At 43.5% G+C, this 25,783-nt stretch carries 24 protein-coding genes and 1 pseudogene; 6 read left to right on the forward strand and 19 right to left on the reverse strand.

Annotated features, from left to right (window positions below; all coding sequences use genetic code 11):
- Positions 1 to 110: 110 nt before the first annotated feature.
- The 8 genes from NQ489_RS16825 to NQ489_RS16860 form a co-directional block, all read right to left on the reverse strand.
- Positions 111 to 2,630: a beta-mannosidase gene (locus tag NQ489_RS16825; RefSeq protein ID WP_021651213.1), complete on the reverse strand. Its 2,520-nt coding sequence runs from the start codon at positions 2,628 to 2,630 to the stop codon at positions 111 to 113.
- Positions 2,631 to 2,710: 80 nt separating this feature from the next.
- Complete coding sequence (locus tag NQ489_RS16830) at positions 2,711 to 3,268, reverse strand: TIGR00730 family Rossman fold protein (protein WP_015526428.1); 558 nt, start codon at positions 3,266 to 3,268, stop codon at positions 2,711 to 2,713.
- Complete coding sequence (locus tag NQ489_RS16835; protein WP_021651214.1) at positions 3,265 to 3,471, reverse strand: hypothetical protein; 207 nt, start codon at positions 3,469 to 3,471, stop codon at positions 3,265 to 3,267. Before NQ489_RS16835 ends, NQ489_RS16830 begins: the two co-directional genes overlap by 4 nt.
- A 214-nt stretch (positions 3,472 to 3,685) precedes the next feature.
- On the reverse strand, positions 3,686 to 5,155 hold the full coding sequence (locus NQ489_RS16840) for a S1C family serine protease (protein WP_021651215.1): 1,470 nt from the start codon (positions 5,153 to 5,155) through the stop codon (positions 3,686 to 3,688).
- A 96-nt stretch (positions 5,156 to 5,251) separates the two neighbouring features.
- Positions 5,252 to 6,049, reverse strand: a complete 798-nt coding sequence (locus NQ489_RS16845) for a metal ABC transporter permease (RefSeq protein ID WP_015526431.1) — start codon at positions 6,047 to 6,049, stop codon at positions 5,252 to 5,254.
- Positions 6,046 to 6,708, reverse strand: coding sequence for a metal ABC transporter ATP-binding protein (locus NQ489_RS16850; protein WP_015526432.1), 663 nt, complete (start codon positions 6,706 to 6,708; stop codon positions 6,046 to 6,048). The genes NQ489_RS16845 and NQ489_RS16850 overlap by 4 nt, the downstream gene beginning before the upstream one ends.
- Before the next feature lie 38 nt (positions 6,709 to 6,746).
- Positions 6,747 to 7,697: a metal ABC transporter substrate-binding protein gene (locus NQ489_RS16855; protein ID WP_021651217.1), complete on the reverse strand. Its 951-nt coding sequence runs from the start codon at positions 7,695 to 7,697 to the stop codon at positions 6,747 to 6,749.
- Complete coding sequence (locus tag NQ489_RS16860) at positions 7,694 to 8,110, reverse strand: Fur family transcriptional regulator (protein WP_015526434.1); 417 nt, start codon at positions 8,108 to 8,110, stop codon at positions 7,694 to 7,696. The genes NQ489_RS16855 and NQ489_RS16860 overlap by 4 nt, the downstream gene beginning before the upstream one ends.
- Before the next feature lie 210 nt (positions 8,111 to 8,320).
- Here NQ489_RS16860 and NQ489_RS16865 point away from each other — a divergent pair, with 210 nt between their 5' ends.
- A complete protein-coding gene (locus tag NQ489_RS16865) occupies positions 8,321 to 9,085 on the forward strand; it encodes a DeoR/GlpR family DNA-binding transcription regulator (protein WP_015526435.1) in 765 nt (254 codons plus the stop codon).
- A 152-nt stretch (positions 9,086 to 9,237) separates the two neighbouring features.
- Here NQ489_RS16865 and NQ489_RS16870 read toward each other — a convergent pair whose 3' ends face one another.
- From NQ489_RS16870 to NQ489_RS16890, 6 genes and pseudogenes are all read right to left on the reverse strand, one after another.
- Complete coding sequence (locus NQ489_RS16870; protein WP_021651218.1) at positions 9,238 to 10,755, reverse strand: CoA-acylating methylmalonate-semialdehyde dehydrogenase; 1,518 nt, start codon at positions 10,753 to 10,755, stop codon at positions 9,238 to 9,240.
- A gap of 333 nt (positions 10,756 to 11,088) precedes the next feature.
- Positions 11,089 to 11,496: a hypothetical protein gene (locus NQ489_RS16875; protein WP_021651220.1), complete on the reverse strand. Its 408-nt coding sequence runs from the start codon at positions 11,494 to 11,496 to the stop codon at positions 11,089 to 11,091.
- Positions 11,418 to 11,681 carry a branched-chain amino acid transporter permease gene (locus NQ489_RS16880; protein ID WP_021651221.1) on the reverse strand — a complete coding sequence of 88 codons (264 nt, stop codon included), beginning with the start codon at positions 11,679 to 11,681 and terminating at the stop codon, positions 11,418 to 11,420. Before NQ489_RS16880 ends, NQ489_RS16875 begins: the two co-directional genes overlap by 79 nt.
- A pseudogene (locus NQ489_RS17900) lies at positions 11,657 to 11,741 on the reverse strand (branched-chain amino acid transporter AzlC); the annotation flags it as partial. The gene NQ489_RS16880 and the pseudogene NQ489_RS17900, both read right to left, overlap by 25 nt.
- Positions 11,740 to 11,952, reverse strand: coding sequence for a hypothetical protein (locus NQ489_RS16885; RefSeq protein WP_021651222.1), 213 nt, complete (start codon positions 11,950 to 11,952; stop codon positions 11,740 to 11,742). The gene NQ489_RS16885 and the pseudogene NQ489_RS17900, both read right to left, overlap by 2 nt.
- A gap of 2 nt (positions 11,953 to 11,954) precedes the next feature.
- Positions 11,955 to 12,176, reverse strand: a complete 222-nt coding sequence (locus tag NQ489_RS16890) for a hypothetical protein (RefSeq protein WP_015526439.1) — start codon at positions 12,174 to 12,176, stop codon at positions 11,955 to 11,957.
- Positions 12,177 to 12,482: 306 nt separating this feature from the next.
- Here NQ489_RS16890 and NQ489_RS16895 point away from each other — a divergent pair, with 306 nt between their 5' ends.
- Both NQ489_RS16895 and NQ489_RS16900 read left to right on the forward strand, forming a co-directional pair.
- Positions 12,483 to 13,208: a hypothetical protein gene (locus NQ489_RS16895; protein WP_021651223.1), complete on the forward strand. Its 726-nt coding sequence runs from the start codon at positions 12,483 to 12,485 to the stop codon at positions 13,206 to 13,208.
- The gene (locus NQ489_RS16900; protein ID WP_227945555.1) at positions 13,133 to 15,274 is read left to right on the forward strand and encodes an HD domain-containing phosphohydrolase; all 2,142 of its coding nucleotides are present in this window, start codon (positions 13,133 to 13,135) and stop codon (positions 15,272 to 15,274) included. The genes NQ489_RS16895 and NQ489_RS16900 overlap by 76 nt, the downstream gene beginning before the upstream one ends.
- 84 nt (positions 15,275 to 15,358) lie before the next feature.
- Here the strand turns inward: NQ489_RS16900 and NQ489_RS16905 are convergent, their stop codons facing one another.
- Together NQ489_RS16905 and NQ489_RS16910 are read right to left on the reverse strand one after the other, a co-directional pair.
- Positions 15,359 to 16,696: an MATE family efflux transporter gene (locus NQ489_RS16905; RefSeq protein WP_044961383.1), complete on the reverse strand. Its 1,338-nt coding sequence runs from the start codon at positions 16,694 to 16,696 to the stop codon at positions 15,359 to 15,361.
- A 28-nt stretch (positions 16,697 to 16,724) separates the two neighbouring features.
- The gene (locus NQ489_RS16910; protein ID WP_021651226.1) at positions 16,725 to 18,080 is read right to left on the reverse strand and encodes an MATE family efflux transporter; all 1,356 of its coding nucleotides are present in this window, start codon (positions 18,078 to 18,080) and stop codon (positions 16,725 to 16,727) included.
- 254 nt (positions 18,081 to 18,334) lie between these two features.
- Here NQ489_RS16910 and NQ489_RS16915 point away from each other — a divergent pair, with 254 nt between their 5' ends.
- Positions 18,335 to 20,095, forward strand: coding sequence for a diguanylate cyclase domain-containing protein (locus NQ489_RS16915; protein WP_084449148.1), 1,761 nt, complete (start codon positions 18,335 to 18,337; stop codon positions 20,093 to 20,095).
- A 60-nt stretch (positions 20,096 to 20,155) separates the two neighbouring features.
- Here the strand turns inward: NQ489_RS16915 and NQ489_RS16920 are convergent, their stop codons facing one another.
- On the reverse strand, positions 20,156 to 20,626 hold the full coding sequence (locus NQ489_RS16920) for a GNAT family N-acetyltransferase (protein ID WP_021651228.1): 471 nt from the start codon (positions 20,624 to 20,626) through the stop codon (positions 20,156 to 20,158).
- A gap of 157 nt (positions 20,627 to 20,783) precedes the next feature.
- Entirely contained in the window at positions 20,784 to 21,476 is a 693-nt protein-coding gene (locus tag NQ489_RS16925; RefSeq protein ID WP_022427006.1) for a Crp/Fnr family transcriptional regulator, read from the reverse strand.
- A gap of 149 nt (positions 21,477 to 21,625) precedes the next feature.
- Between NQ489_RS16925 and hcp the strand changes: the two genes are divergently transcribed.
- Positions 21,626 to 23,200, forward strand: a complete 1,575-nt coding sequence (hcp, locus tag NQ489_RS16930) for a hydroxylamine reductase (protein WP_021651230.1) — start codon at positions 21,626 to 21,628, stop codon at positions 23,198 to 23,200.
- Between the two features lie 82 nt (positions 23,201 to 23,282).
- On the opposite strand, the gene NQ489_RS16935 is transcribed toward hcp, so the two are convergent.
- Entirely contained in the window at positions 23,283 to 24,158 is an 876-nt protein-coding gene (locus tag NQ489_RS16935) for an AraC family transcriptional regulator (protein ID WP_227945556.1), read from the reverse strand.
- A gap of 307 nt (positions 24,159 to 24,465) precedes the next feature.
- On the opposite strand from NQ489_RS16935, the gene NQ489_RS16940 reads away from it, so the two are divergent.
- Entirely contained in the window at positions 24,466 to 25,662 is a 1,197-nt protein-coding gene (locus tag NQ489_RS16940; protein WP_021651233.1) for an MFS transporter, read from the forward strand.
- Positions 25,663 to 25,783: the final 121 nt, after the last annotated feature.

Raw genomic sequence — 25,783 nt, forward strand, 5'->3', positions numbered from 1 at the left:
CAAATGTAAACACACGCAAACCCATGATGATCCCCTAATATCATATAAAAAAAGACGCGAACCTTTTTATCCTCCGATAAAAGGCCGCGTCTTTTTTATTTAAAAGCTTTCTATGCCAGCGTCAGGATCTCCATCTGCTGTGTCAGATCCGCTGCATCCAGAATCTCTCCATTTCGGATATCTTTCTTATCAAGCCGGACACACATTTCCTCTCCATCTGTCATATGGAAAAAATTATCCTCCAGAGTAACATCCGCATCAGTAAATCCAATAGCTGTAAACGGGCTGAAGCAGCTGCTTTTTAAATGGATCACAAATGCATCACCTTGCTCCTCCACCTCGGCAGTGATCTCCGGTTTATCCAGCTCCAGATATTTATACGGAACAAGGGTCTCCACATCACAGAGCACATCTCCGTCAGCAAGTGTCACTTCCGCCTCAAGAAAAATCTCATACTTCTTATCTTCCCATCCGGAAACATCCACCGTCAGGATCGGAGCGGACTCCTGCACACCCACAGTGCCCGTTCCGGTAAGCTTCTCAAGAATCTCACATTCCATATTTTTCACATAAAAGGCAACCTGATATGACTGTGCGTCCATACTTTCATTTGCCAGATACACCTGCATGATATCCCCATCCATGCACATACTCACCGCCTGTGGCCCATAGAATTTTTTTGCCATATAATGAAGTGCCTTCCAACGGCCAAAGTAGTCGATACTTGCCCAGGATGCCACCGGCCAGTTGTCATTGATCTGCCAGTAAAGGGTACCCATACAGCGGCCTCTGTGACGTCTCCAGTGGTCTACTCCATACTTCATGGCCATTCCCTGAAGGATCTGGCTCACATAGAGAAGCTTGCGGAAATTCTCCGGATAACGGAAATTCTCGGAAAGATAATACAGGATCTTTCCGTTAGCTGCAGGATTTTTCTGGTGGTTCTCCATCACCCTGGAAAAAATATTCCTATCTTTCTCTTCCGTAAAGCTCTCCACAGTTTTCAGGCACGGAAAAGACTGGAAGCCAAACTCCGAGCAAAAACGAAAATAATGCTTCTGATAATCTGTAAAAGGCTTCTGACCATGCCATACATCCCAGTAGTGACAGTCTCCTCTGTTCTCATCGTCCGGATCATCAAAGCAGCCTCCGGAGCTTGGGGAAGACTGCCAGAAAAAGGTCTCGCTGTCTGCCGCCCTCACTGCTTTCGGAATCACATACTCAAACATTTTTATGTAGTCCGCACGGAGATATTTCGACTCACTCTGTACCTCCGGCCAGTGATCCCAGGCAGACTCCATCTCATTGTTTCCGCACCACAGGCCAAGGGATGCATGATGACGGAGACGTTTTACATTTTCCGTGATCTCCTTCGTGATATTATCTTCAAATTCTTCTGTAAGATCATAAACATTACATGCGAACATCAGATCCTGCCATACGATCAGTCCCATCTCATCACAAAGATCATAGAAATGATCCGAAGGATAATAACCGCCGCCCCACACACGGACACAGTTAAAATTGGCACGTTTGCAGGATTCCAGAATATACTTCTGGACCTCCGGTGTGATCCTGGAATAGATGCAATCCTCCGGAATATAATTTCCCCCCATGGCAAAAATTTTCACGCCGTTGACACAGAACGCGAACTCTTTTCCCCAGAGATCTTTTTCCTGGCTGATGGTAAGGGTACGGAGACCGATGCGCTTCGTTATGGTTTCCAGAACTGTGCCATACTCGTCCAGAAGTTCCACCTGAACTTTATATAACGGCTGATCGCCGTAGCCGTTTGGCCACCAGAGCTTCGGGTTGTGGATCGAGGATGTCAGCACTGCTGGATTATTATTCGCTGATACAGTCTCCCCCACTTTGCATACATGGGCTTCCGTTTTTCGGTCGTTAGCACCTGTTCTATGTCCACAGACGCTCTCTGCATCCTCCTGGATCGTCACCCTCACCTGACACTTATCCACAGCATCTCCGCTTACAGCCACAGTTGTACACACATCCACAGCATTATCCCCATGCACCTGTATGATCTTCACATCCTCAATTCTCGGATGACTGTATGCTTCCAGATAAATATCCCGAAAAATCCCGGCATCAATGGTCTGGGGGCCCCAGTCCCATCCAAACATACAATGAGCCTTCCGGATCAGCTGGTTTCCTTTCATTCCACCGCAGGGAACATAGTGGATCTCTTTATTATCTTCATACTCATAAGCTTCGATATACTTGAATACCGACCGGAATACGATCCGGATCTGATTCTCCCCGGAATGAAGAAATTCTTTCACATCCAGCTTCCAGGTACGATGCATGTTATCTGCAGATCCGGCTTTTTGCCCATTGATATAAATATCTGCAAGAGTATCCAGCCCCTCACAGACCAGTATTATTTTTTCTTCTTTCAGGATATCCTCTGCAGCCACAAATGTTCTGCTGAATTCATAATCCTTCCGGAACAGTTCCCTTGTCACATCCTCATTTGTCCGGTAAAAAGGATCTTCGATCTTCCCGGCACCATAGAGCCCGGAAAGCACAGATCCCGGAACCTGTACCTCACATAATCTGTCATTTCCTGCTTCCGCCAGCTCCCACTGGCCATTTAACATTATTTTCCTCATAAAATATACCTTCTCCTGTAAAAATCCCCTTCGCACGATCTTATATACAGGGCTGTTGTATTAGCCGTACTGTATTTTATTTATAGCCTTCCCCCATAATTCCGGTAATTCTCAATATAATCCAGGATCTCCTCCGGATCTTTCATGAAACGGCACATACCCACAACATCTCTGGACATAAATTTTTCCCCGGCTGTGTATTCCAGGAGTGCCTGCATGCTGTCGTAATATCCCTGAATATTATAAAGAACGATCGGCCTGTCGATCCGTCCCAGACTCTTCAATGTCAGAATCTCAAAAAACTCCTCATAAGTACCAATTCCCCCAGGTACCACGATAGTCGCATCCGAGCGGCTTTCCAGCAGGTGCTTCCTCTCACGCATATTTTCAGTAAAAATGAACTCTGTACAATGCTCATACAACACTCCCGGCTGGTCAAAAAATCTCGGTGCGATACCCAGGATATAGCCTTTTTCTCTGTCAACACCCCGGGCTGCCGCCCCCATCAGCCCCTCTTTTCCACCTCCGAAAACCAGGCCATGTCCTCGCTTTCCCATCAGCTGTCCCAGTTCTTCCGTTTTCTCATAATAGATCTTTTTCAGCTCTGCACTGGACGCTCCATATATACAAATATTCATAATCCTGTCTCCTTCCCTGCTGCCTCCACAAATGCCCGGAGAAGCTTCAGCTGTTCTGAAGAATCATACATCATCTCCGGATGCCACTGCACAGCTACTGCAAATGGATGATCGTTTATCTCTGAATATAACTTTTGCCGGCCTCTGCACATGATACTGGCAAAGACCGGCTTTCCGTCATTTCCGATACATCTGGAATGCATCCGGAAATGCCTGTTATTTTATTATAATCTGACATACACATGGGGTCAAGCAATTGCCGCTGCCTAAAGCTCCCGTTTTATTATACGAGAACTTTTTCTACTGCGTTTTTCCATCCGCTGTATTTCTGGTTTCTTTCCTGCGGATTCATGGAGGGGATGAACTGATTGCGGTTCTTCACCTCGAAAATGCTCTCCATCTATAATTTAGGACTGATCAGTCATACAAGCCATTCTGCTCAAAATCTCTGAACAGGCTGGCTTCTCCATCATCAGCAAATGCATCTGCATCCCCCTGATCGGAATCATCCTGTCCTCCCTGGATATCTGGGATATCTGCATCCTGGGAATCCTGGGACGTGCTATCCTCAGAGCTGTCCTTGCTATCCTTGCTGGAACTGTCATCTTTACCAAGTTTTACAGTGAGTGTCTTCTCCTTATACTCATTGCCATCCAGAACTGCAACCGTCACATCGATCTTTTCCTTCGGCTCATAATACTGAAGCAGCTCAACCAGCTGATCGATACTGGTGATCGTTTTACCATCAAACTCTGTAATGACCATATTCTTGGTAATACCTGCATCATCGGCAGGGCCGCCCTCGGTTACCTTCGAAACAAATACACCCTGCGGGATACCATAAATCTGTACTGCCTCCGTACTTACTGTACTGCCTGTGATACCAAGGATACCATGATTATCCACTTTATCTCTTGCCTTGGCATTCATCATGTTCTCAAGAGAATCCGCAACATCAGAAATTGCAATGGCATACCCCATACCTTCAACCTCAGTAGAAGCAAGCTTGGAAGAGTTAATACCAACAACCTCACCATCCATATTCAGAAGCGCACCGCCACTGTTACCGGGATTGATAGCCGCATCTGTCTGGATCAGGTTCACGCCCTTGTTGATACTGCTGCTGTTATCTGTAGAATCACCCTCGATCTGTCCTGATGCATCTGTCTTACGGTTCTTAGCACTGACAATACCAGTAGTAACGGACTGGCCATAGCCAAGTGCATTACCGATGGCAACAACCTGCTCACCGATCTTCAGATCATCAGAGCTTCCGATCTTTGCAACAGAAATTGCATCCATTGTATCATCTGAAACATCCTTCGTTGCAACAGAAACAACTGCAAGATCCTCGCTTTCATCAAAGCCCTTTACCGTAGCCTCATAAGCATTACCATCTGCAAAGGCAACGGACAAGGTATCGGCACCATCCACAACATGATAGTTTGTGGCGATCAGTAGCTCAGAATCTGTTTTTCCGATGATAATACCGGAACCGCTTCCTTCAACTTCCTGCTCCTGGCTCGGCGCATACTGGGAACCAAACATGCTGTAATAATCCTGAACCTCCTGAACGGACTTGGTTGTGATGGCAACTACAGAAGGCATTGCCTTCTCAGCAACATCTGATACATCCAGACTGCCCTTTGTATCGGAGGATTTTGTAGCCTCTGTATCTTCGCTGTCTTTATTTGATTTTTTATCAGACTTCATAAGAGTCAGATTCTCGGAGCTATCGGTTGCCGCCTGTACGGACTGTGCACCGGAGAAATAATTTATACCTTCATATGCACCAACTCCAATGCCGCCGGCAAGTACTGCACACAGGCTGATGGTTGCACCCTTTTTCATCATTTTCTTTATTTTTAATTTTCTGTTATTGTTCATGGTTAAGTCCTCCCTAGGAAAAAATTCTTCTCTGTTTCCTTTTGATGCTTCAAAGTATATGGGTTAATTGTGTTTACTTTGTGGGAAAAATGTGTTTTATTTGTTAAAACTTTTCACTGTCATCACAACTACAAACCACGCAACCTCAAGAAGAACGATCATTCCACCTGGTTTCAGTCCGGCATAATAGGAAAGAAACAGTCCGGCAATGGTGGTACATACCGCCACGATAATGGCACAGATCAGTGTACCCTTATAGCTTTTTGCCATCTGCATCCCACACGCCACCGGAACTACCAGCATGGAGGAAACGATCAGGGTCCCTACTGTACGGGACGCAATGGAAACTGTCAGAGCCGTCAGAATAGTAAAAAGAAAATTAATATTCCGCACGGAAACACCGGAGATCCTTGCCGCATTTTCATCAAATCCGATATAAAACAGTTCCCTGTAAAAAAACAGCACTGCTGCCAGCACCAGCACACTGATCACAACTACCAGCGCCAGCTCTCCTTCACTGATGGACACAATACTTCCGAACAAAAAGCTGTTCAGACTGGCACCGTTTTCCACAAAGCCGGACAGCACACCGGCCAGTCCGATCCCGGCAGACATGACGATGGAGATCGCCACCTCCGAATAACGCGGGATTTTTTTGCGGATAGCCTCAATTCCAAGAGCAGCTACGATGCACATCACTACTGCACCGGCTACCGGATTCACTCCAAGTATCAGTCCCAGCACAACACCGGCCAGTGAAGAATGGGAAAGCGCATCTCCGATCATGGACATCCGTTTCAGAACAATGGTGATTCCGATGCAGGGCGTGATCACAGCCAGAAGGATTCCCACCAGAAAAGCCCTCTGCATAAATCCATACTGTAAAATACTCATACTTCGTCGATCCTCCCCTCTTCCGCTTTAAAGAACCGGTTTGCTCCTTTAAACTCACCGGAATTTCCATGAGTAACCATAAGGATCGTCAGCCCCTGTTCCTCATTCCGCTTCCTCAGAACTTCTGCAAGTGTTTTCACAGAAACCATATCCATTCCTGTGGTAGGCTCATCCAGGATCAGGATCTTCGGTTTTCCTGCCAGTGCACGTGCCAGCATAACCCTCTGCTGCTGTCCTCCGGAAAGATCTCCGATCCTTCTTTTCCAGAACTCTTCCATTTCCATTTCCGCAAGTGCGGCTTTCAAACGCGGGATCTCTTTTTTTGCCCGGAAACGTGCCTTCCAGGAAGAGGAATACACACCTGTCATCATGATCTCTTCCACAGTCGCCGGAAAATTCTGGTTTCTGCTGATACTGTTCTGTGGAACATATCCCAGATCTCCCTTTCCGAATGTGGCAGAAATATCTTTTCCATTTACAGTGATACTTCCCTCCTGCGCCTTCAGTTCGCCCAGAAGAAGCTTCAGAAATGTACTTTTTCCACTTCCGTTTTCACCGGTAAGGATGGCATAATCGCCATCCTTCACCTCCAGGTTCACCTGATCCAGCACAGGTGTCCCTGTATAGTGAAACGAAAGATTTTCTATCAAAATTCCCATAATTTCTCCTTTTTTATTACAGCTGTTGTCCTGCACCTTCAGTTCAATGCCTTCCTGAGTGCCTCCAGATTCTTCCTCATCACAGAAAAATAATCCTCTCCGGCCTCGATATCCTCCTCACTTAATCCCTCGATCGGATTCAACACAGCCGTCACCGCATCCACTTCCTTCGCCACTGTCTTCGCCACCTTGGGACTTGCCAGCTCCTCAAAAAATATGGTATGGATGTCGTATTTTTTCGCATACTCGATCACTTCCTGCATCTTGGCAGGATCAGGCTCTGAATCCGGTGTCAGCCCTTCGATAGCCAGCTGCTTCAGATCATAGGCATTGCACAGATATCCAAAAGCCTCATGCGCCACTATGATATCCCGGCTCTTCGTACCTTTCAGACCATCTCTGAACTCCTGATCCAGCTCATCAAATTCACCGGCATATTTCTCATAATTTGCTTCATAATAATCACCGTTCCCAGGATCAGCCTTTACCAAAGCATCCCTGATATTCTTCATTTCCTGCTTTGCACGCATAGGATCAAGCCAGACATGAGGATCTTTTCCTTCATCACCATGAGCATGATCATGTCCTCCATCCAGAAGCTCCACACCATCCGATGCCACAGACACAACCAGATCCTGATTCTCCAGAGTATCCAGTACATCCTCCGCCCAGTGCTCCAGATCCGCACCATTATAGACAAACACATCTGCATCCTCAAGATTCCGGATATCCGTTGCCGCCGGCTCCCAGTCATGAGGCTCCGTTCCCGCCGGAACCATATCCTTCACCTGAATCCTGTCGCCCCCTACCTTCCGGGCAAAATCATACATGGGATAAAAGCTGGCCATCACCTTCAGTCGGCCATCCTCCACAAATGGCTGTCCCACCGTTCCGGCCCTGTGCAAACCATATCCGGTCACACCGCCCACAACAAGAAGCGTCACCGCCAGAACTGCTGCCGCTATCATCTTCCCTCTGTTAACATTCATTTTTTAAGCCTCCTGCAGCTGTCACAATATCCATAAAAGATCGTCCGGCTCTGATCGATCTCAAATCCGTGTTCATCCAGCACATGTCCCACAAAATGATCGATACATCCACACTGCAGAGGAATCGTATGCCCACATTCCAGACACACAAGCTTACCGTAATTCTTCCGCTCCTCATCACGTATAAAACGATACTGGGCAGGCGCTCCCTCCACAGACGGAACCTTCAGCACCGCTCCCTCCTTCTGCAGCCGCTCCAGTCCTCTGTATACCGTTGTCCTTCCGATCTGGATCTCTTTTCCACGAAGGAGCTCCATAAACTGATCTATGGTATAAAATGTATCTCCATATTCCTGCAGGCATTCCAGAATTATTTTCTGCTGCCTGGTGCTGTATTTCATTTTTTCTTCCATTATATTTCCTACTCTCTTCTATCAACTGCACCTTACATGGCAGATTTGAATTTGAAAACCGTTTTCATATTACATTCAAATAAGAATTTCGTCAAGATATTTTTGAAGGGAAATAATTTTTGGTATGTTCTTATAAAAGTACTTTATCTCTACCTTCTTTTATGATAAAATATAACCAAGACTTAACCAACAGAAAGAAGGTAGACCTCTATGAAATCACAGCGACTGGACATGATCGAAGAATATGTGCTGGAGCATAAGAACGCTTCTCTCGATACATTATGTGAGAAATTCAACGTATCCAAAAACACCATCAGAAGAGATGTCGATATCCTTCTGAAACGTGGCAGTATCATGAAAGTATATGGCGGTGTCGCAGCACTCGAAACTCCACAGACTCTTCCCCTTCTGTCTTACGAAGAGCGTGGCGGACGTTTTCCTGACGAAAAGAAAGAAATCTGCCGCCGTGCCGCAGAGCTTGTGGCAGAAGACGATACCATCTATATCGATACAGGTACAACCTGCCTGAACCTGGTTGATTTTATTGCAGATAAGCACTGTACGATCCTGACCAACAGCCTGCTTATCTTCAACAAGGCAGCATCCTATCCGAACCTGGATATCATTTCCGTTCCCGGAAAGCTGAACCGCAAGACCCTGTCCTTCACAGGACCGGATATCAATGATTATCTGCAGACCTACAACATTTCCATGGCTTTTATGGCCTGCACAGGTGTAACCATGAAGAGCGGACTTACCAATGCCAGCGCCGAGGAATACATCACCAAAAAAGCCATTGCAGAGAATGCCAACAGCATGATCCTTCTTGCAGATCATTCCAAATTCGGCCGGATCTCGCTTATGACCTATTCTTCCATGGAAAAACTGGACGCCATCGTAACCGACCAGCCACTTCCTGAAGAATACGACAGCTTCTGCCAGGAGCACGGCATCCGTGTTATGACGATCGATTAAATCGGATATTGGCCCTAAAAAACGGTGCATCTGCCGGAAATCCAGCAGATGCACCGTTTTTGAATATGCTCATTTCATTAGAGGATTTTATCTGAAAGGCAGATCTTACCCGATCTGCCTTTCCGTGTCATAAATTTATTTATGAAGCTTTCTTAAGCCTCAGTACTTCCTTCCCATGTGCCGACCTTTCTCTTTCCGGCAGCTTCATCGAACCAGTGTGTTGTAACTGTTTTTGCTCTTGTGAAGAAACGATAGCCATCTTTTCCGAGAACGTGCAGATCACCGAAGAAGGAATCCTTGTTTCCGGAGAATGGGAAGTATGCTGTCGGAACCGGGATACCTACATTGATTCCTACCATACCGCCATCTGTCTCCATAGCGAATTTACGGCTGTAATATCCGCTCTGTGTAAAGATACAGGAACCATTTGCAAATGGATTGGCATTCATGACTGCGATGCCTTCCTCGTAATCCTTTACTCGTTTGATACAGGTTACCGGTCCGAAGATCTCACGGTTTCCAACTGTCATCTCAGGTGTTACATGATCAAGAATTGTCGGTCCTACGAAGAATCCGTTCTCATATCCCGGAACTACTACATTACGTCCGTCAAGTACAAGCTCCGCACCCTCATCGATACCCTTCTGGATCCAGTTGCAGATCTTCTCCTTATGACCTGCATTTACAACCGGGCCGAGATCGGTATCTTCATCATATGCACAGCCAAGCTTCATAGCCTCTGCTTTTTTCTTAAGAAGTGAAACAAATTCGTCTGCGATACTATCCTGTACGCATACAACCGGAAGAGCCATGCATCTCATACCTGCGCATCCGTATGTAGAGTTGATGATCGCATTAACAGTAGCCTCAAGGTTGCAGTCCTCAAGTACAAGTGCATGGTTCTTTGCCTCACACTGTGCCTGAACTCGTTTGCCATGAGCTGCTGCCTTGGAATATACCTGTTTACCAACACCTGTTGTTCCTACGAATGTAACAGCCTTTACTCTCTCATCTGTAAGAAGGATATCAGCCTCTACACGGCTGCAGGTCACAAGGTTTACAACACCCTTCGGGAATCCGCCCTCTGTATAGAAGAGCTCCATGATCCTCATAGCTGTAAGTGGTGTCTGGGAGCTTGCTTTCAGTACTACTGTATTTCCACATGCAATAGAAAGTGGAACCATCCAGCCCCATGGGATCATTGCCGGGAAGTTCATCGGAACAATACCAGCAGTTACTCCAAGTGGTTTGCGATATGTAGCTGTATCATATCCTGTAGTTACCTGCATTGCAGCATCGCCCTGGATCATTGTCGGAAGTGCACATGCCTCTTCTGTAGGCTCAATTGCTTTCTGAACATCTCCTCTTGCCTCTTTGATGTTCTTTCCGAGCTCTTTTGCACAAAGTACGGAAAGTTCTTCCTTATGAGCATAAAGAACATCTCTCCATCTGAACATATACTGCTGTCTCTTTGCAAGAGAAAGTGAGGACCATTCCGGGAATGCAGCCTGTGCGGAAGCGATCGCCTCTTCTACCTCATCCGGTGTACAGCAGGGAACCTGCGCGATCACCTCACCTGTACTGGAATCTGTAACATCCATGTATTTCTCTGCCTTTGACTCTTTCCACTCACCGTTTACACAGTAACCCATTTTTTTGATCTCAGCCATTTTAGGATACTCCTTTCGTGCTTACCTTTTTATTCTTAACTTCATAAAAATTTTAGTCATTCTCGTTTTGTTCTGGTCACAGATTATCATTTATTTTTAATTTTGTCAATATAGTATGGTTATATTTTGAGTATATTTCTCAAAATTATGTGTTAATTTATTCACATTTCATGGTATTCCATGTTCCCTGTATAAACTCTTGAAACGCATGCATTTACAGCCATAAAGCCGCATAGTGTCTTGTCGTTTTTTATTCCATTGTGAGAGCAAAAGTTACTCATTTTTGTTATTTTCATAACACACCATTCCACACACACTATTTATTGTCTCCAGCTACGCTGAGGCTTTTAGACCTGTGCAATCGGATTCACAGACAAGTAAGGGGGATCGTTGTTCTGTTACAATTACAGATTCCTCTGATCCCGGCATATTTCCTCTGTATTTTCCAGGAACAAGGAAATACATCTGTGCGTCCCTTGCGGACGCACTCATTTTCACGACCGCTCGCTTCTTTTCACGGCTTATTGCACCTTTACATACAATCCTGCGCCTGCTTATCTGATCTACAGCATTTTCATAAATTACTGCTGCAATCAAAAAACAGGATACGGTTATCGTATCCTGCCTTAGCTTTTCATTTTCTGTTTTTCGCATATTTCTGCCTAACCAAATATGGTCTGCACCAGCACCATATAAAACACCGTTCCCCCTCCTATGCTGAGCAATGTACTCTTCTTCCATTTATGTAATACCACAATGAACAGTATTGCGATCATCTCCGACAGTCCGTAATGCGTACTTTCCGGCACATCCTTCAGACAAAATACCACCAGCAATCCGATCACTGCACAGGGCAGCACTTTTCCCAGATAGGTGATCACAGCCGGCGGTTCCTTTCCTTCCGGTGGATCTACCGTGCAGTTCACAGTAAATGACTCATCACACATTCCAAAAATAAGATAAAACTTTTTCCATCCGGTATTTTTACAATTTCCACATCTGATGCTGCCCGTCCATGGTAACAAGATCTCCCTCATTGATATCTCTTTCATACAGAAGTCCGTCATCATGTCGCAGACTTGTTTCATTTCCATTCTCATCTTCCACCAGCACTACTGACATAAGTGCTTCACCCGGCTGCCGCTCTTCACAGCCGAAATCCATGTCTTCTTCTATCTTCAGAACCTTGTACTGCATGATCAGATTTCCTCAAGCAGCACATCGTTAACAGCCTCATAAGCGTCCTCAAGCGCATCCAGTGCCTCTGTCAGCGTGTCCATCTTCCGGCTGTCCGCATTTTCTTCCTCATAGGCTTCTATCACTTCAGCCATTACATCCTTCAGCTCTTCCAGTGAATTTGCAATGTCCTGCAGCTTCTGATCTTTATCCTCTTTTGATGTGATATTTACGATCTTACTCATGATCCTTCCTCCTGTCGCTTTACTCTCATTCTTTATTCTGATCCTTTATCCTGCATATATCATGCTTTACATGTCATACTCCACATTTACCCATTGTATCATATCCTGCACGCAGATGCATCGGATATGTTTTCTATCTGCTTTATATAATACCACCGAAATCATAAAAAATTTGGTAAAATCTTACCAAATTACCCGTCTTAGTCTGTTTATACTGATTTTTCCACTCCGGTCTGGTATAATCGATCTAAAGGAGTTTTTCAATTTACAAAACACTCCTTTCCCATTACAAGGAGGCATATTGCCATGAAAGAAAAAACAGAAACCTTTAACCAGGGAAAAAGATATTTCTTTTATATTCTGATGTTCGCCATCCTTGGCTGGTTCATTTTTATGCAGATCTTTGGTGCGAATGAACGTTCTTCCGACACCTCAGCAGCCTCTGTGATCTATTCCGGTACCGTTACCTGGCAGAAACCGGATGGAACCACCCAGAAAATCTCCGTTCCGGGCACCTACAAGGTTCCCGTCGGTGACACGATGGTCCTCACCATCCAGCTTCCCGATGATCTTACAGATACCTGCTTTGCCATCCGTTCTTCACTGCAGGATGTGGATTTTTATGTAGGGGACGACCTCAGGACCAGCTACTCCACGCATAAAACAAGGCTTGTGGGCAAAAACTCCGCCAGCCGTTATGTTTTCTGCCCGGTTTATGCTTCCGATGCCGGCAAAGAGCTCCGTATTGAACTGACCACCTACACCTCCAATTACACCGGAGTTGTCAATCCTGTTTACTGCGGAAACAAGGCAGATATCTGGATATATATTTTCAGCAGATACGGACTGGAAACCTACATTGCTTTTTTTATCCTGTTTGCCGGAATCGTCACGATCCTGTTCAGTTTCGCTCTGGGATTGGTCTATCATACACGATTTGACATGGAATATCTTGGATGCTGGGTGAATCCAAGTTCCGGCAGATCCTGGTCCCCAACGCTTCCGCTCTCGGATCTCTATGCTTCGTTATGATCCTTTTGTGTCCGATCCCGATCCTGTTTTTTGCGGACAGTCTCCAAAAAGGGCTGCATCACAGGTTTTATGTCTGTCTTGGAAGCATCGCAATGATAAACTTTGCAGTCTGTACGATCCTCACTGCTGCCGGCATCGCGGATTATATCGAAACCATGCCTGTAAGTCACGGAATCCTGGCGATCACCGTTGCCACAATATTTGTACACCTTTTCCAATATATACGCACCGAAAAAAACAAGACCGACCGGCTTTTGCTCATTGGTCTGCTGGCAGCGATCCTGTGTATTGCCGTTGAAATAACCTCCGTATACTTTGTCACATTGATGTCCGGACTGTTTGTGGGCGCCGGCATGCTGATCCTGCTCTTTGTCAATATTGTAAGAGCCATCAAAAATGTCCAGGATATAGAACTGAAACGCCAGCAAAGCGAAATCCGCAAAAACCAGGAACAGAATGAAAAAATGTCTCTGCAGATGATACAGACCCTTTCCACCACCATTGAGGCAAAGGATGCGTACACCCGCGGCCATTCCTACCGGGTTGCACAATATGCAGCCCTGATCGCAGAGGAGCTGGGCTGGACACCGGAGGAGATCCTGAATCTGAAACGTGCTACTCACCTTCACGACATCGGAAAGATCGGTATCCCGGATCCGTTCCTGAACAAACCTGCACAGCTGACCGATGATGAATACAACCTTATAAAAAAACACACCGTTATCGGTGCCGAGATCCTGAAGGATATAACCTTGATCCCACATGCGGCAGAAATCGCAAGAAGTCACCATGAACGTTATGACGGAAAAGGCTATCCGGACGGGCTGGCCGGAACAGAAATCCCCATCCATGCCCGGATCGTGGCTGTTGCCGACTGCTACGATGCCATGAACTCCCGCCGAATCTACCGTAATGCGCTTCCACCGGAGGTTGTTTACGAAGAATTCCGCAAAAACCGTGGTACACAGTTCGACCCGGAGATCACAAACATTTTTCTGAAACTGCTCAATGAAAAACGGCTGCCTCAGTGGGATCCTTCCCAGGAAGAACCGGACACCTATAACCTTCCGGATATGCAGCTTACCGTCAGCAAATTCATCTCGGACATAATGGCCACCATAAAAAGTCAGGAAGACGCAAAAAGCTATGATTTCCTTACCGGTCTTCCCATGCGTAACCTGGGCGAACGTCTTACCGCGGAATTTATGCAGACACATGATGGATGTCTGGTATTCCTTGATATGGACAACCTGAAAAAGATCAACGACATCTATGGCCACAAAGCCGGCGACCGCGCACTGAAATGTCTTGGAAAGCTGCTCCAGAAACGGGCAGATCAGGGAATTTCCTGCAGACTTGGCGGAGATGAATTCCTGATGTTCCTTTCGGACACAGATCCTGATTCCCTGTCTCTGCAGATGGACGATCTGTTCCAGAAATTTCACAACATCACTACCGATGATCCGGAACTCCGGTTTGCCACACTGTCCGCAGGCCTGTGTCTGTGCAGCACCGATGATTCCTTTGAAGACTGCTATTCCAAAGCAGATAAAGCTCTGTATTACGTAAAACAAAACGGCAAAAACCAGTTCTTTTTCTACCAGCAGATCGACCGCAGCACTCTTGCGGCATCCGGTTCCGGAAAGGATCTGAAGCTTGTGGCAGAGTCCCTTCAGAAAAGCGGCATCTATGTAGGTGCTCTTGATCTGAATTACCGGGATTTCGCACGCCAGTATGAATACATGAGCCAGCTTGTCACACGCAGCCAGTGCAGATGTTATCTGGCGATGCTCACCATCGAGACACTTGTGGATACAGTTCCTGATATCGAATCCATTGAGCAGGCTCTGGAGTATATGGAACAGGCCATTCGGCAGAATATCCGCCGTGTGGATATCTGTACACGCTACAGCTCCCTGCAGTATCTCATCATACTGTTTGAGCCTGACGAAACGCATATCCCGGACATCATAGAACGTATTTTTACCCAATATTACCGTCAGTGTGACAGCAATGATTTCCAGCCATCCTATGAATACCTGGAAATATCTCCACAGGAGTTATAAATACTCCCATGACATGATAAAGCCATAACAAAAAAGAGGTCGTACTTGACGGCCTCTTTTTTGTTAAAGTTTTGCAAAATATCATTAAGACGTGGCTCTGGAATTTTCCTGCATGAAACTTTTTCCGTATGTTCGATACAGATAAACCGCCATGAAAATAGTCACGGCTTCTGCCAGCGGCATCGTCATCCAGATGCCTGCAACCCCTATAAGCTTTGGCAGGATCAATATGAACACAGCCACCAGGATCAAAGAACGCATTGATGAGATCAATGCCGAAATAAAACCATTTCCCAGGGCAGTAAAATATCCGGAAAGAAATACATTTAAACCAATAAACAGGAAAACCGGACTAAACAGCTTCAGGCCATCCCATGTCAATGTAAATACATTTCCCTCCCCAACGAATAAATGGATGATCTGTTTTCCAAATACAAGTGATACCGTGAGAATCAATACTGAACTGATGGCAATCGTAATAAAACTATATCGTGTTATTTCTCTGATCTTGTCATGATTTTCAGCGCCATAATTATAGCTTATGATCGGAGCCGCTGCAACGGCAATTCCCATATAAAAAGCAATAAAGAAATAGTAAATATACATAATGATCGTCACAGCCGCAACTCCATCTTCACCAAAATATTGCATGATAATAAGATTAAATAAAAATGTAGTGATCCCGGTAGACATCTCCGTCAGCATTTCACTGCTTCCATTGGTGCAGGATTTCAGAAGAACACTCATGTCGGTCTTCGGTCTGCAAAACCTTATATGGCTGTATTTCAGAAAATAGATAAAGCCGATCAACATGCTTACTGTAATGGAGAGAAATGTTCCCCATGCAGCTCCAAGCGTTCCCAGTCTGAATACAGCCACAAAAATATAGTCGAAAACAATATTAAAAGCCAGACCTGTCAGAGACATGATCATTCCGATGTACGATCTCCCATCCGTCCTCACAAGATATTCGAAAAATAGCTTGAATGACATCGGAACCGATCCTAAAAATATGACAAATGCGTATGGCACCACATGCTCCATCAGGCGCTCACTGCTTCCCAAAAAAATACAGATCGGTTTCAGGAAAAGGATTCCCACAGCTGTAAAAGCAACCGAAAGTACGAGCAGCACGATCGTCATAAAAGTAAATATCTCATTTGCTTCCTGTTCTCTTTTTTGTCCCATCCTCTCTCCTATGATGGCACCTGATCCCGTTGCAAGCATGACAGACGTTCCGAAAATAACACAGGTGATCGGAATAACAATATTAATTCCTGCAAGCGCGTCAGAGCCTGCATACCGGGATACAAAAAATCCATCTATCGTTGTATAAAATGACAAAAAGATCATAGTCAGTACCGATGGGACCAGATATTTTAAAAACTGAGGATAAGACATTTTTGCTTCAAAATATTTCATTTTTTTAGTCTCCTGCTTAATCCCCTGATCAGTCAAAATCTCTGGTAATGTTCGTAAGCCATTTATTTCTGAAATAGTGGATGAACACCACAGGCATTTTTTCGAACTCATCCAGGGTCATTATAAAATATACCCAGACAGGCGGCAGTTTTAACACATATGCGGCAAGGAAGGTGAGAGGAACTGCAACAAGCCACATAAATATGGAATCTACGATCATTCCGAACCTGGAATCGCCACCTCCTCTGAAGCATCCGCATATAAGACAGGTATTGATACCCTCTCCTACAAGACGCCAGGTTGTCATGATTACAAAAATACCAAGATAATAAATGGCTGTCTCTGTCAGTTTATCCCGGTAGAAGTCCAGTATCATAGGGCGGACTGCCAGAATAATGGCACATCCGATGAGACTTACGATAATTGTTATTCTCAGCATACGTTTTCCATATTCTCTGGCTGTATCCTTGTGATCTTTACCAAGCTCCTGGCTGATAATGATGGTAGTAGCGTTGGCAAAACCGCGACAGGCGATGGCACCAATGTTTACCACCATAACAGCAACTGCATTTGCAGCAACCATATCATCGCCAATGTGGCCAAGGATCGCTGCGAATGCTGAACTGGCAAAGCTCCAGACAACATCATTTATCACAGCCGGAGAAGCAATTTTCATAAAGTCCCTGAACAGAATACCGGATTTCGCACAGAAATATTTTATCCGGAATCTGACATCGGAGCTGTTTAATGAATAGATGAGACAGATCAATACCTCTGCGATCCTGGCAATAACAGTACCAAGGGCAACACCGGTAACACCAAGCTTTGGAAGTCCAAACAGGCCAAAGATAAAGGTGGCATTACAAAATACATTGACACAAAGCGATACAATGTATGTAACAGAAGGCAGCATTATTTTTCCGACACTTCGAAGGGCACTCATGAAAACCTGAGAGAATCCCATAAACATAAAGGAAAACGAGATCACCTTCAAATACTCGCTGCCGGCAGCAATCGTATCCGGACTGTTTGTAAAAATCTTCATGATCGTAGTCGGCATGGAAAAGGAGATAACGAAAAATACAAGAGAAACGATCAGTGAGATCCGCTCCGCCAGGCCGAGAATCTTTTCTACTGTCTTTTTATCACCCTTTCCCCAGTACTGGGCACATAAAACCGAAGTACCTGTAGCCATGCCATAATACAAACAGAAAAGAATAAATGTGTACTGGTTGGCAAGAGATGAAGCTGACATGGCAGTCTGGCTTACATATCCCAGCATTACAGTATCCGCAACATTTACTAATGTTCCGATCAGATTTTGGATCATGATCGGAAATGCTAATTTTGATGCATATTTTAAAAAATCTTTTTTATTCAGCATCGGTCAGATCCTCCGTGAATTCCGATAAGATATTTACTTATGAAGAATAGTATATCATATACCCTACAAAACCGCGAGGTTTTTTCAGTACTCTTTCCAATATAATCCTCAATTGTATACTATATTTCACCCTCTGGTCATATTTCCATTGTACATAAAAAAAACAATATCACTTTAACGCAAAAAATCATTCTATTTTTTCACTTCTATGATATAATATTTTATTGTGAAACTAATAAAACGAGGTGAACCAGGTGAAGAAAAAAACAATTGTACCTCTTATCGTTTTTTTACTGGGCATATGCCTTGTTGGTTTAATTGTATACAAAATAGACTCACATGAAACTGAACAACAACACATAAAAGCACAATTAAATGCAACAACCTACGGCGAACGTATAAAAAATGAGATTACAAATGGAATTGCGATCACAGATGCGCTAAAGCAGGTCCTGATCAGTGAAAACGGAAAGTTCAGTCAGTTTGACACAATTGCGGAAAATATTATGTCTGACGTTATTGAAAGCATACAGCTTGCTCCGGATGGTAATGTAACAGATATTTATCCTTCTGAGGGAACGGAAGCGAGTAAGATCGATCTGCTCCAGGATAAAGATTGCAGCAAAATTTCCTGTTACGCAAGAGACAATCACGTGATCATTACACAAGGTCCTTTCGATTTAAAACGGGGCGGCTGTGGAATTGCTGTCCGCAATCCAGTCTACCTGAAAGATGAAAACAACCAGGAATATTTCTGGGGATTTACCATTGTTATCCTACGTGTTCCTGACATTTTTTCAGATGCGATCAGTGCACTTTCGGATTTCGGATATGAATACAGACTCTCAAAAACCGCCGCTCCCTGGAGCGATACTTATAAAGTTGTTTATCAGTCAGACGACCAATTAACTCATACTGTTTCTTATGGTTTTACGATAGGGGAAGAGAACTGGAAATTAGAAGTAGCTCCTGAAAGCGGATGGAGAGACCTTAGATTACTGGTAATCGTCGGCGGAATGTTTACTACTGTCGTTTTACTTTTCTCAGGTCTTACCCGGGTATGGTTAGTATCGAAAGAAAATAAAAACAAATTTCAAATACTGGCACACACAGATTCTCTCACCGATATTTACAACCGCTATGGATTTGATGAATTAGCCGAAAGGATGATCACTAAAAATCCAAAAACGCATTTTGTGGCCGCACTCCTTGATATTGATGACTTTAAGTTTATTAATGATATTTACGGACATGTCTATGGAGACAGGGCACTAAAGAGTCTTACAGATAGCATGAAGGCTTTTTTCCCAAAAAACACATTACTGGGAAGAAACGGTGGCGATGAGTTCTGCATTCTTCTGCCGGATCATACCTATAAAGAAGCGGGAGAACTGCTGCTGCAATTTACCAAGCTTCCAAAGACATTTTCATACAAGGGAAAAGAATATCCGTTTTTTATTTCTCTCGGATATGCAGAATATCCAACCTTTGCATCCAGCCGCTCACAGCTCATGCGCTGTGCAGATGCAGCACTTTATGAAATAAAGCTTCACGGAAAAAACGGATGTATGGCTTACAGGGAGGGGCTCCGGTCAGGAGTCCGCAAACAGCTCGGATTTGCATTCAAGGATATCTCTGAACACCTTCCGGGTGCATTTATCATATACAGAGCGGACAAAGATGATGATGAACTCCTGTATGCAAACCATGAGTTCCTTCAAATGACCGGATATAAAACTATAGATAACCTCTTCAGCCTTACAAATAAAAGCTTCCACAACCTGATCCGTGAGGATGAACAGCAGCAGATAGAAGCAAGCATCTGGAAACAGATCGATGCCGGCAATAAAAATGATTACATCCACTTTCATCTTCGAAAAGCGGACGGCACTTACCTTTCTGTTCTTGATCACGGAAGGATTGTAGACAGCCAGCAATACGGAAGAGTATTTTATGTATTGTTTATGGACTGGGAAGCTATGCATATTCATTACAGTGATAAATTTTCCGGCTAAGGTACAGACATCTCAGTCTGTATCTTAGCCGGCTGTTTTTTTCCTAAACAATTCAACATCTTATAATATGTATTCCATCTGCCTTTCTTTTGTCCGCATTCCCATTTTTTCATAAAATTTTTCTGCTGAAGTATTTCCTGCCCACACATTCAATGTCACTTCATAGCATCCCAGCTGCTTTGCTTCTTTTTTTACATATTCAAACAGGCTTTCCCCAATATGCTGTCCTCGTGTCTCCTGATCGACACACAGGTCATCTATAAAAAGAGATTTAAACGGTACCATATTGTTTGAAAAAGGCTGCTCCTTTAATTGACAAAATGCATACCCCACACAAACATCAGCCTCATCCGCTGCAACATATACTGGCTTTTCTTCATTTTTCAAAAGCTCTGTCAATTCGTCTGTCGTATATTTTGTTGTGCCCGGAATAAAAATATCAGGCCTTATATCTGCATGGATCTGCAGCACCTGTCCTAACAATTCCAGGATCCTCGGAATATCTTTTTCTTCTGCTTTTCTGATGAGCATTTTTTTCCTCCTGTTTTTCAATAACTGATTTCATAGATTCTTTATACATACACCATAATACCATCGTGTGAACGCTTATAACAATAGAATCTCTTTAAGCAGTCTCACTTTCCTTTTGCATTATAATGAAAAAGTTTATCGTTTTCCGTGATGTATATCACATTTTTATTCCTGAATCCGTATCATTACAGACAGTCAGCTCAAAATGGTTTCTGTTTGTTTTTATAAGCCCTTCTTTTTGCAGCTTTGATATCTCCGAAGACATTGCCGCACGGTCAATGCAAAGATAATCTGCCAGCTGCTGCCGGTCAAAAGGAATATCAAAGGATAACGATGCCTGTCTGATAGATACCGACGACAGATAGGACAGCAGCTTATCCCTTGTCGTTCGCTTGCCAACATGTGTGATCTTATCGTTGAGGATCAGGATCTTATTTGCCAGGACACCGACCAGGTTACGGATCAGCTTCTGATGATGCTCACATACTATTGGGCAGGAAACCAGAAGCCTTTGAACATTTAATAAAATAATCTCACAATCTTCGTCTGCTACCACACTGACATTCAGAACAGCTCCCGGACTTGCTGCATATGGTTCACCAAAAAAATCTCCCGCATGACATTTTGACAGAATATTCCGATGTCCCCACAGGTCTTCCTGAATAACAAGAACACAGCCTGCCACCACAAGTCCCATTACTTCGGTAGAGTCTCCGGCTCTGAAAATATAAGAATCCCGTTTTCTGGAGATCGTTGCTGCATTTACACAATGCAGTATGGATAATATCTCATTATCAGTAAGACCTTTAAAGAAAGGGCTCGTTCTTAGAATGGGTAAATATTTTTTCAAAATTAATCCTCCTGTTGGAAATCAAACATACACGTTGTAATTATTATACTATACTCCTAACAGAAACCAAGGATAAATACTACTGGTCGAGGATAAAATAATAAGAAAGATCCTTCGAAAAAATCACAGAATAAAAGGAGAATACAATAATGGATAAAAAAATGTTTTGTTTTCAGTGTGAACAGACTGTCGGGTGTACCGGCTGCACCGGAAATGCCGGTGTCTGTGGAAAAAAAGCAGATACAGCGAAATTACAGGATGAACTGACAGGTGCGTTGATCAGTCTGGCTAAAGCTGCCGACAGCACGGAAACTATTTCAAAAAGAACCGGACAGATCATAATCGAAGGACTGTTTACTACAGTTACAAATGTAAGTTTTGACAATGCAGCAATCGAAAACATGATACAAAAAGTCAGAGCTGAAAAAGAAAGACTGGCTCCTGACTGCAGAACAAAGGAATATGATCTTCAGCAGCTGTGGAATGCCAATGAAGATATCCGCTCCTTGAAATCTCTTATTCTCTTTGGTATCCGCGGAATGGCTGCCTATGCCTATCATGCAAATGTTCTGAATTATGAAGATGCCGAAGTGAATCAGTTCTTCTGCGAGGCATTATCTAAGATCGGTTATGAAGAAAGCACAGAAGCACTGCTTTCCACAGTACTCAAAACAGGAGAGATCAATCTGAAGTGCATGGCACTTCTTGATAAGGCAAATACAGAAACCTATGGAACACCAGAGCCAACTGATGTTACACTTACAGTAGAAAAAGGGCCTTTTATTGTCGTGACCGGACATGACCTGAAAGATCTGCAGCTTTTGCTTGAACAGACTGAGGGAAAAGGAATCAATATCTATACACATGGTGAAATGCTCCCTGCCCATGCCTATCCATTCTTAAAGAAATACGCTCACCTGAAAGGCAATTTCGGAACTGCATGGCAGAATCAGCAGAAAGAATTTGACCATCTTCCGGCCCCTATCCTCTACACTACCAACTGTCTGATGCCTCCAAAAAGCAGCTACGCTGACAGAGTATTTACAACAGAAGTGGTTGCCTTCCCGGGAGCTGTCCATATTGACGAGAAGAAAGACTTCACACCACTTATTGAAAAAGCACTGGAGCTGGGCGGTTACAAAGAAGATCGTATGTTCTCCGGTATCAACGGCGGAAAAAAAGTGACAACCGGTTTTGGTCATGCAGCCATCCTGTCCCATGCAGGTACTGTAGTAGAGGCTGTAAAATCAGGTGCGATCCGCCATTTCTTCCTGGTTGCCGGCTGTGATGGTGCCAAGCCAGGTCGAAACTATTATACGGAATTTGTAAAGCAGACACCTTCTGACAGTATCGTTCTCACCCTGGCATGTGGAAAATTCCGTTTCAATGATCTCGATCTGGGAGAGATCGGTGGTCTTCCACGACTGATGGATATGGGTCAGTGTAATGATGCTTATGGTGCGATCCAGGTTGCTGTGGCACTTGCAGATGCATTTGGATGTTCTGTAAATGAGCTTCCGCTTTCCTTCGTACTCTCCTGGTATGAACAGAAAGCAGTCTGCATCCTGTTAACCCTCCTGCATCTGGGTATCAAAAATATCCGTCTTGGTCCTTCTCTTCCGGCGTTCCTTTCTCCTAATATTCTGAACTTTCTGATTGAAAATTATGGCATTGCACCTATCACCACACCGGAAGAAGATATCAAAGCACTGATGAACCAGTAAAAGTAAATTTTTCAAAGCCTTTACAAAATCAACAAAGCCGATACAGGATTCCAAAAGTCCTGCATCGGCTTTATTTACAGGTCTAAAGACTCGGATCAGCCGACAACACTTTTAAACATGTGCAGCGATATTCTGATGGAGTTAAATGATAACGTTTTTTAAACAATCTGCAAAAATAATCAACGTTATGAAATCCGCTTTCATAAGCGATCGTTTTTACTTTTTTATTCGTATTTTTCAATAACCAGGAAGCTGCCTGAAGTCGATATCCTATCAGATAATTAACCGGTGTAGTATGTAAAAAACGGTGGAACAAATTAAGTGCAGTACTTTTGCTGATTCCTATATGCGAAGCAATTTCATCCAGAGACAAATTGCGATTATAGTTTTCATGTATATATTGCATGATCAACTGCACTCTTTTCTGTGCAACTTCATCCACTGTCTGTACATCTCCTTTATCAGATAACTTTACATTTTCATAAAAAGTCAGCCATAAATCCTGCAGCAATGCCAAAGTAGCAAGCTCTTTTATTTTCTCATTCCTCTGTATTTCCATTATTTTTATCATAGTTTGTATGATCTTTGTTTGCCATAGTTCATCAGGCTGAAAACGCTGGAAATATATATTCGATGAAATGATTGGCAAGATATATTTCTTATAGATCAGGCTGTTCTCCGGCGCAATAAATTCCGGCATACATACAAAGTTAGGAATGATACCACCTGATGATGCGTAAAAGCGGTGCAATATTTTAGAATTAATAAAAATTGCTTCTCCTTCTGACAATATAATCTGTTTTTCTCCTATTCCGCATGTAACTTGTCCGGACTCGACATATAAAAACTCAAATTCTCTGTGCCAGTGCCACTCAATACAATGAAAATCAAACAATTCCAGATTATCATAATAATACTGGAATGGATAATCACTGCTTCCATGCTGTTTAATTTCCATGAACTCCTCATCTGTAAGTATTTTATTATAATCCATCCCATATCACGTTCTTTCTTTTTTACGATATTATACAGTATTTCTACAATTTAATTCAATGTATATATCTGATATTTGCTATATAATCAAGTAAAAAAAGAAAAGAGGTATTCTTATGATTTTTAAATGGATGAATGAAAGTGAGATCAACATTGAGGGCGACAAAATTGAAATAACCGCACCACCCAGAACAGACTTTTTTGTGAAAGTATTGATGAATGTGAAGATTGAACATAAAACTGTTAAAAACATTCGGAGAGGAAAATAAAAAATGAATGCTGTAAAAAAAACTAACTACCATAAGACAAAAATAGCCTGTTATATGGGATTTATCACACAGGCTATTGCGGCAAACTTCGCACCGCTTCTTTTTTTGAAATTTCACAGTGACTACCATATTTCTCTCGGTAACATTGCTCTGATATCCACTTTCTTCTTTTTCACACAGCTTCTGGTTGATCTGTTCTGTGCCAAATTCGTAGATCATATCGGATATCGTGTGTGCATTGTTGCATCAGAAATATTTGCTGCATTGGGTCTGCTTGGACTGGCATTTTTACCTGATTTTTTACCTGATCCTTTTATTGGAATTATATGTAGTGTTATTGTTTATGCCATCGGAAGCGGTTTAATAGAAGTACTTTGCAGTCCTATTATCGAGGCCTGTCCGTTTGAAAACAAAGAAGCAACTATGAGTCTGCTCCATTCGTTTTACTGTTGGGGAGCTGTTGGGACAATTTTGATTTCCAGCTTATTTTTCCTGATATTTGGAATAGACAGTTGGAAGTGGCTCGCCGTAATATGGGCAATCATTCCTGCAATTAATACTTATAACTTCATGACCTGTCCCATTGAATCTCTGGTTGACAATGGTTCTGGAATGGAAATTAAGGATCTGTTTTCCAAGCCATTTTTCTGGGTTGCAATATGTCTGATGATCTGTTCCGGAGCTTCTGAACTTGCAATGGCTCAATGGGCATCTGCTTATGCAGAATCAGCTCTGGGATTATCAAAAGCTCTGGGAGATCTAACAGGTCCATGTATGTTTGCAGTAACAATGGGAATCAGCCGTATAATTTTTGGTAAATATGGAGAGCAGTTAGATTTAATGAAGTTTATGAGTGGTTCAGGCATATTATGCGTTGTCTGTTATCTGCTTACTGCTTTGTCATCCAACCCGATCATCGGACTGATCGGTTGTATTGCATGTGGATTTTCAGTTGGAATCATGTGGCCTGGAACCATCAGTATTTCCTCAAAAACTTTTCCAACAGGTGGAACGGCTATGTTCTCTCTTCTTGCCATGGCAGGAGATTTAGGTGGCAGCATTGGACCTGGAATTGTTGGTCGTATCACTCAGAATGCTGGAAATAATATTAAGATTGGCATGGGATTCGGACTTATTTTTCCAGTAATTCTATTGTTTATGTTATTCCTGCTGTATCGGAAGAAGATATCAAAGCACTGACTTATTGATTGTAATTATATTTTTTCACTCTGCAAACCCGGAAGCTGTATCATCACTTGTTGCCAGATACTATAGACCTGATACAGCATTGAGCGGAACCTGAAGATTTCTGGTAAAATTG

The organism is Blautia sp. KLE_1732_HM_1032 (assembly GCF_025147905.1).
GTDB lineage: Bacteria > Bacillota > Clostridia > Lachnospirales > Lachnospiraceae > Blautia_A > Blautia_A fusiformis.